The organism is Candidatus Margulisiibacteriota bacterium (assembly GCA_028706105.1).
Taxonomy (GTDB): domain Bacteria; phylum Margulisbacteria; class Riflemargulisbacteria; order GWF2-35-9; family DYQY01; genus DYQY01.
This window is the reverse complement of the sequence record JAQWCF010000081.1, coordinates 1-7,614: the sequence shown is the minus strand read 5'-3', so window position 1 is coordinate 7,614 and position 7,614 is coordinate 1. Positions and strand designations below refer to the sequence as shown.

Sequence of the window (7,614 nt, the reverse complement as noted above, 5' to 3'; positions counted from 1 at the left end):
CAATCCCCCTATCGCTACGCGACTTCCCCAATCCCCCTATCGCTACGCGACTTCCCCAATCCCCCTATCGCTACGCGACTTCCCCCTTTATCAAGGGGGACTATTAAAGGCAAAAATACATGAAGAAATAAACAATTAAACAGTGACGAAGTCACCTAAACACATAAACAGCCTTTAATTGATTTGGCATTATTTGATTAATTTGACATTTGGGCTTTGTCATTTGTCATTTATAAATCACCTTTCACTATTCCCCACTTATCATTGACGATTAATTTAATATTTTTTATTATATAATTAATGGTATCTAAAAAACTCCCACAAATTAGTTTGTTTTCATTTTTTGCATTTTTTTTTATTGGACTAAGGATTCTTCTAACTTTTCTTACCCCACTTACAGCTGATGAAGGTTATTATTTACAATGGGCCTACCATCCAGCACTGTCATATATGGACCATCCAGGCATGGTCTCCTGGATAAATAGTTTATTTATCTTTTTGTTTAAAGAACCATTAGTTAGTATCAGGATTGCAGCTGCAGTATGCCTAACGACGACTCTTTTCTTTGTTTATAAAACAATTATGTATCTAACAAATGATAAAACTAAAGCCTATTTAGGCGCATTACTTTATTTCCTAATACCATATAACTTCATCTTTGCTATCACAATGCAAGTTGACCAGCCACTATTAATGTTCTTTTCAATGGCAGTATTTTTCTCGCTTAAATACATTAATGAAAATAAACCTAAATACCTATATATTCTTACTGTTCTTTTTGGACTAGCGTTCTTAAGCAAATATATGATTATAGTTCCTATAGTTAGTTTGTTTATCTATCTTCTTATTACAAATAAAAAACTTATAATAAATAAGCACTTCTTGTTTTCAATACTCATATTTCTAATTATTATTTCACCTATTTTAATTTGGAACTTTAATAATAATTGGAGTTCACTTAGTTTTCATGCTTCTAGAATAGGAACAGAACCATTATTTAAATCTCTTATTGAATATATACTGGAACAATTCCTGTATATTACTCCGATGATCTGGATTAACTTGATAATAGTAAACAAAACCAAAAAAAACAAACTACAGAAAATAGCTTACACTTTATTTATATCAGTAATGATATTCTTCCTTGTATTCAGCTTAAAAACGAAAATTTGGCCACATTGGACTTCATTAGCATATTTCCCCTTAAGCATCTATTTAGCTTCAATTTTAGAAGAAAGACGACTTAAAACATTAACGATTCATATAATGATTTTTATTTCACTACTGGTAACTTGTTTAGGATTTACCGGACCAAGAGTTTTCTTAGACCAAGGCAAATTCAATCAGAACAGAAACCTAATAACAAAACTTGAACAAGAAACAAACACTTCATTAAAAGACATTAACGTTTATGCAGATTTTCATGGAGCCTGTGGTGAGTTAAGTTATTACTTAAAAAAACAAGTATATATGCCTACAAAATTATTAGACATAAATGGTAGATGGGGGGCTAACCAACATGCACTATGGCTAGAAGAAGAAATATCAACAACTGCACCAATAATAGTTTTTGCGTCTTCTCACTTTGAAACTGAACTTAAAAAACATTATAAATCAGTGGAAAAACTTGATGTAAGATTATTTACAATTGAGGGACATATTAACAGAAATAATTTTTATCTCTGCAGATAAACTATTTTAGTAAAACAGAAACGATTGTTTGATAATATTGTTTTGCTATTTCATACCAATAATTCGGGTCAGAATCATTTAACATTTATTAACTTACCCTTTTTTTCAATTTCTGAAAATAATTTCCACCCTTGACTCTTTTTATGCTCATACTCCTCCTCTGAATACAATAAAAGATCTATGCTATATTCATCTGAAATAATGCTTTTTTTTATTCTAAGAAGCTCCTGCATTTTATCTGGAATATTATTTTTAATAACTAACAGATCCAAATCACTATCCTCTTTTGCTGTTCCATCTGCATAGCTTCCAAAAAGATACACAGCTTCAGGATTGGACACATTATTAATCGTTTTAATAATTTGGTTGATATTATCAATACTTAACATATTAAAAAGTATATCATGTTATATACGTAAGATTAAGTTATTACTTAAAAAAACAAGTATATATGCCAACAAATATGTTAGACATAAATGGTAGATGGGGAGCTAACCAACACGCATTATGGCTAGAAGAAGAAATATCAACAACTGCACCAATAATAGTTTTTGCTTCTTCTCACTTTGAAACTGAACTTAAAAAACATTATAAATCAGTGGAAAAACTTGATGTAAAATTATTTACAATTGAAGGACATATTAACAGAAATAATTTTTATTTTTGTAGTTAATGTAACTTCTGAAACAACCAAAGATTAGAGATATTTGTAGATGTATAATTAAGATCATCTAAATATTTTTTTATCAACAAATCATTACTAATAATATCCTTTTCTCTTCGAACATCTCCTAATAAAAGAGAAGTAAGCACTTTTATTGGTTGCTTCTTAAATAAATATGGCAAGTCCTTTTCTGAAACATAAGGATATTTTTTAACAACCACAAACTCTGTATTAGATGGTTCCGCTCCTACCCTAAATAATCTTTCGCGATATTGCAAATGTCCCTGTAAGTTAGAATCAGCTGCCACACTCGCATTCATAGGAATTAATTTTAATATTTGATAATGAGCCTTTATATTTTTTGGTGGTATAAAATTTCTAACCTCAAAAAAAATCATAAACAGTAAATTAATAATCACAAAAAAAATCATAAAAAATTTGCTAACTTTTACCCAATTACTTTTATGATTAACTATCTTTTCATAAGCAAAAATACCTGCAATAAAAACTATTGGAGTAAAAACAATAGCATAATGCGCTGTAATATCCACAAAGTTTAAATTGGTGGAAAGTGTATTCTGCATAAAAACACCAACCCCAATTAAAACCAGAGGAGAAAATAATGATAAAAACCCTAATGGAGCAAAAAGTGCCAAAAAATATCCAATATTATTAATTGAAAAAAACTTCTCTAATAAAACATTAGGATGAAAAATCATAGTGTTAACTTTTCCCATCAACCCCTCTCCTAAATAACTATAATTAGATGAATAGTTTACAGAACTCATATAAATAGATGATGATTGTCTAGCAAATAATGGGATTAACCAACCAAGCAAATAAACAGAACTGATAATCCCCCCAAAAAAAGCAAAAACCCCAAATTTCCATCTTCGTTTGATTGCCGTCAGGTAAACAGCCACAAAAGACAGATAGGACACAGCATTCTCTTTAAGAAATGGAAATAAGAAAATCAATATTAACAACAGTAAATCTTTCTTCTTCTCAATTGAATAAATCATCCAGGATAAAGCAGCTGCTTGCCATAATTCACCATGAAAATCATTCCCATACGACCTAAAAGGTAAATAAAAGAAAAGAAGTATGGATATAATAAAAATTTTATCTTTACCTATCTTCTCTGATGCAAAAGACAATATAGGATATACCATTAATGCTGCTAGTAATCCTTGCATAATAAACATCCAAAAAGGAGAAGTAGCTATTGCATAAAAAGGGACAAATAGTAAAAGCCAAGGATAAAAATGATCAGCAAAAAAAGACATATTAAAAGCATGCAAAAACAGTCCTTTACCATGTACAAAGCTCCAAACACTGTGGTCAAAAAAATAAAAATCATGAAAGGTAGTTTTAAAAAAAAGAAAAGAAAAAGACCTATATAAAAATATATAACTAAAGAAAAACATTAACGGCACAATAATGTGTTTGTTTGTTTTTATAACTGAAATGAATACTTCTAAATAATTTCTTTTTTTACTGTCCATTGAGGTTTACCAGTATGATCCAAGTATAATTTACCCAAATATTCACCTATTAGACCAAGAAAAACTAGTTGTATGCCTGAAAAAAATAAAATTGATACAATAATTGAAGACCAACCAACAGGAGTGTCAGGAATCATTAATTTCTCTACTAAAAACATGATAGCAAATACAAATGAAATAAAAGCCACTATTATTCCCAATAAAGTAAATATTCTGAGAGGAATAACAGAGAAATTAATAAACATATTAAGCCATAAGCTAACCAATTTTGATAGAGTATAATTTGATCTACCCTCTTCACGCTTATTGTGTTCAACATAAACTGCACTATAATTACTTGTTGATCTCAGTATCAATCCATCAATATAAGGAAACGGACCCTTATACTTTATTATCTCTTCCACTAATCCCTTTTCTATTACCTTAAAACTAGAAAGATAAAGATCCTTTGGTTTGTTAATTAGATACGTTGCAACAATATCATTGAATCTACTGCCAAAATTTCTAAACAAACTATGCTTCTTTTTTTCATATTTAGAATAAACAACATCATATCCTTTTTGTATTTCATCAAGTAATTTTTTAATCTCTGATGGAGGGTTCTGGAAATCATCATCAATAATAACAGCATAATCACCTGTCATGTAGTTGAGCGCACACATAACAGCATTATGCTCACCTGAATTTTTTCTTAAAGCTATAAATTTCACATCTTTATTATTAATGGCAAGCTCTGTACATAGGGCTACACTGTTATCTTTGCTACAATCATCCACTAAAATAAATTCAACATTATAACCAAAACTCTTTAGTTCTGAACGAACATTATCAACAAGCCTAGAAATTGAAATAGCACCATTATAAACAGGGATACAAACAGAAACTAACACTATTACTCCTCTAAAAATTGATTGATCAAACTACAAACTATTTTAACATCTTCTTCGCTATGTGCATAAGAAATAGGTAAACTTAAAATTGTATTATGTATTTCTTCCGCTATTGGATAATCTAAATAATCAAACATTCCTTTTAGCGCATTCTGTTTTGCTGGTTGTAAAGGATAATGAATTTCAGTGCCAACTCCATTATCTATTAGAAACTTCTTTAACTTATCTCTTTCTGGAACTCTTATTGGATAAATATGGAACACATCATAAAAGTTATCAATCCGAATTGGTTTAATAACTTTATTTGTTAGTTCTTTATCATAAACTTCAGCTAACTTTCTTTTATGTAAATTGATATCATCAAGATACTTTAATTTCACACTTAGAAATGCTGCTTGTAGCTCATCTAATCTGGAATTATAACCAACAACCTCATTATAATATTTTACCGTTGAACCATAATTCCTATACATTTTTGCTTTTTGATAAACATTTTCATCATTTGTAATAATAGCCCCACCATCACCAATGCAACCTAAATTTTTTGTTGGATAAAAGCTAAAAGCTCCTGCTTCACCGAATGTACCAACCTTCTTGCCGTCAATATTAGCACCGTGAGCTTGAGCACAATCTTCTACAATTTTAAGATTATTTTGCTTAGCAATTCTTATGATTTCATTCATTTTCACAGGTTTACCATAAAGATGTACAACCATAATAGCTTTTGTCTTTATTGTTATCTTTTCTTGAACTTTCAATGGATTTAAATTATATGTATCTAACTCAGACTCAACCAATACTGGAGTTAATCCACTATGTAAAATTGCTAAAATTGTTGCAATATAAGTATTCGCTGGAACAATAACTTCAGAACCTTTTTCAAAACCAAATGTCATCAAAGAAATAGTGAGAGCATCTAATCCATTCGCAACACCAATACAATATTTAGCATTATTATATTCAGCAAATTTCGCTTCAAATTCTAATACTCTTTTACCTAATACGTACCAACCACTTTTAAGAACTTCAAGAGAAACATCATTGAGTTCATTTAAAAAATCCTCATTTACTAAACCTAGGTTCTCATAAGGGATCATCTAATATTCCTTATAAATATAATCATCTGGGTTAAATTTGGTTGAAGCAAAAACTTGAAGAATACAGTCTTCCGAAAAATTATCCATAAAGTGCCAATCTTCTGGCTCAAGCAATAAAGCTTTACTCGGAGTATCTAATTCAAAAACCTCTAAAGGTGCTTCTTTAGAACTCTTATTGCAGATTCTACACTTTCCCTTTAGAGAAACTAATAACTGTCTAGTCTTCTTATGCCTATGCTTGCCTCGCACAGAACTATCGACTCCATAAATAAAAAATATTCTTTTTATATCAAATGGTATCTCGTCTTCAATGACAGTTAAATTGCCTCTTTTATCAGTTAATGTCTTTAAGTCTAGTACTTTTGCCATCTACCTATTATCCTCAACATCCTGCATTATTTCTTCTACTGTAAACTTATTAGTATCAATGCCATATTTTTCACAATTAACTGTTTCATATTTGAACCATTTGTAATTAAAACAAAATCTATCCCAAGCGCTTATTTTTACTCTAAAAATGGTTATCATTAAGCTTATTAACCAACTAGGTATCTTTATCCTAAAAAACGTTTTCTTGCCATAATAAGAAGCTACCTGCTTAACAAAGTCTTTTAAAGTCACATAATCATTACCTAGAACCAAATCATGCTTGTTTTTAACGTTTTCCATAATATAAATTACACACTTAGCAATATCTTCAGTATGCATAAAATGGAATCCAAAATCTATATAAAAGTGACGTAATAATTTTATTTGATTGTTTAAATTAAGAAGCCCCTTACTAATATGGGAATATGGTCTATCTTTAGCGCCACCTATCACCACAGTAGGATAAACTCTTATTATCTTATCTGCTAACGCATGGTTCTTTGTCAGATGATAAATATCATATTTACACTTGATATAACCGGTACCTTCTGTTTGAGCTTCTTCCAAAAGGACATTACCACGCCCCAAAATACTGGCTGTTTCAAATTGAATGAACTTCTTAAGTCTTTTTGGATTAACTAAAGATAGCATTTTTACAACACCCTGAACATTAGACTCTTTCGTCCCTCCCCAACTAGTTGCAACGTTTATGACGTAATCTGATTCCTTCAAATATTCAGCTGCATTCTCAATTATTGACATATCTCCCTTGATAATTACTACATTTTCACTTTCACGTATCTTAGGAAGAAGTCTATTCCCATCTCTAATTAACAAAAACAACTTATATTCAGACCTATTAATCAACTGTTCAACAAGATATGTCCCGATACAACCGGTTGACCCTGTTATAAAAATATTTTTTACCAAAACTTTATTAAATTCCATATTCCCGGCTTTCTTCTTGGATTGAGCTTTGCGAAATGATCAGCATCAAAACCTTTAGCTTCCCACTTATCAAAATCATTATACCAGTTGCCTTTAAAGCTGAAAACGCAGCGTTTCCCTGGCGACTTACTCTTAGGATAAAGACTATCCTTCCAAAAAACAAAAACAGGCACATTATATGCCCCAGCAACATGATACATTCCAGTATCATTTCCAATAACAAACTTTGCACCATTAATAAGACCTAAACTTTTATCAATATTATTAAGTTCTACTTTTGGGTCATTAACCCAATCCTTCATATAATTTATATATCTTTCATAATCGACATCAGCTCCAATAAAAACTATCTGATATTTTTGATTTAATTTAGATAAAAAATATTTATATATCTCGTCACCTGGATCCTTTTTGTCTAGCCAACCACTACCAGGCGCATGACCTCTAAG

Annotated in this window: 9 protein-coding genes; 2 read left to right on the top strand and 7 right to left on the bottom strand. The window is 30.3% G+C overall.

The genetic code is table 11. The features are described 5' to 3' along the window. Nucleotides 1–300 precede the first annotated feature (300 nt). The gene (locus tag PHF25_07900) at nt 301–1,692 is read left to right on the top strand and encodes a glycosyltransferase family 39 protein (protein MDD4527939.1); all 1,392 of its coding nucleotides are present in this window, start codon (nt 301–303) and stop codon (nt 1,690–1,692) included. A 74-nt stretch (nt 1,693–1,766) separates the two neighbouring features. Here PHF25_07900 and PHF25_07895 read toward each other — a convergent pair whose 3' ends face one another. After that, nucleotides 1,767–2,081, bottom strand: a complete 315-nt coding sequence (locus tag PHF25_07895) for a nucleotidyltransferase domain-containing protein (GenBank protein ID MDD4527938.1) — start codon at nt 2,079–2,081, stop codon at nt 1,767–1,769. Nucleotides 2,082–2,143: 62 nt separating this feature from the next. Between PHF25_07895 and PHF25_07890 the strand changes: the two genes are divergently transcribed. Continuing rightward, the gene (locus tag PHF25_07890) at nt 2,144–2,365 is read left to right on the top strand and encodes a hypothetical protein (GenBank protein ID MDD4527937.1); all 222 of its coding nucleotides are present in this window, start codon (nt 2,144–2,146) and stop codon (nt 2,363–2,365) included. On the opposite strand, the gene PHF25_07885 is transcribed toward PHF25_07890, so the two are convergent. The 6 genes from PHF25_07885 to PHF25_07860 all read right to left on the bottom strand — a co-directional run. Continuing rightward, nucleotides 2,362–3,861 carry a DUF2079 domain-containing protein gene (locus PHF25_07885; GenBank protein ID MDD4527936.1) on the bottom strand — a complete coding sequence of 500 codons (1,500 nt, stop codon included), beginning with the start codon at nt 3,859–3,861 and terminating at the stop codon, nt 2,362–2,364. The genes PHF25_07890 and PHF25_07885 overlap by 4 nt on opposite strands. After that, the gene (locus tag PHF25_07880) at nt 3,834–4,751 is read right to left on the bottom strand and encodes a glycosyltransferase family 2 protein (protein ID MDD4527935.1); all 918 of its coding nucleotides are present in this window, start codon (nt 4,749–4,751) and stop codon (nt 3,834–3,836) included. The genes PHF25_07885 and PHF25_07880 overlap by 28 nt, the downstream gene beginning before the upstream one ends. Before the next feature lie 2 nt (nt 4,752–4,753). Then, nucleotides 4,754–5,848 (bottom strand): DegT/DnrJ/EryC1/StrS family aminotransferase, encoded by a 1,095-nt coding sequence (locus tag PHF25_07875; GenBank protein MDD4527934.1) that lies wholly within the window; start codon nt 5,846–5,848, stop codon nt 4,754–4,756. Further along, a complete protein-coding gene (locus tag PHF25_07870; GenBank protein ID MDD4527933.1) occupies nt 5,849–6,217 on the bottom strand; it encodes an FdtA/QdtA family cupin domain-containing protein in 369 nt (122 codons plus the stop codon). Further along, nucleotides 6,218–7,165 carry an NAD(P)-dependent oxidoreductase gene (locus PHF25_07865; protein MDD4527932.1) on the bottom strand — a complete coding sequence of 316 codons (948 nt, stop codon included), beginning with the start codon at nt 7,163–7,165 and terminating at the stop codon, nt 6,218–6,220. It abuts the gene before it with no gap. Further along, on the bottom strand, nt 7,141–7,614 hold a 474-nt coding region (locus tag PHF25_07860; protein ID MDD4527931.1), incomplete at its 5' end, for a glycosyltransferase family 9 protein. The genes PHF25_07860 and PHF25_07865, both read right to left, overlap by 25 nt.